Here is a 340-nt window from a genome sequence, read left to right on the forward strand (position 1 = left end):
GTGGGCGTGCCCGGGTCGACCGGCTCCGTGGGATCGGTGGGATCGGTCGGGTCGGTCGGCGCCACCGGATCGGTGGGCTCCGTCGGTGCGTCTCCGCCGGGGGCCGGGTCGAGTTCAGTCAGGACGCCGTCGGCGGTCGTCTCGAACCGCAGCGCCTGTTCGACCGGCGCGCTGCCGTCCTCCGGCGTGGCGACGCGGGTGAGCTCGTAGACGTGATCCTCGTTCTGGTCCCAGGCGTCGTCGAGCGACGGGACGAACCAGTCCTGCGGCGCGACGGTACCCGTTGTGGCGTCGACCGTGAACAGGAACGCGTCCGGTCCCGCGAGGCTGTAGACCATGC

At 72.1% G+C, this 340-nt stretch carries 1 pseudogene; it reads right to left on the bottom strand.

What is annotated here, in order from left to right:
- Positions 1 to 340, bottom strand: a pseudogene (locus tag NO357_RS21285) (hypothetical protein); the annotation flags it as partial.

It is taken from the genome of Marimonas arenosa (genome assembly GCF_030848945.1).
In the GTDB taxonomy this organism is placed as follows: Bacteria; Pseudomonadota; Alphaproteobacteria; order Rhodobacterales; family Rhodobacteraceae; genus Marimonas; species Marimonas arenosa.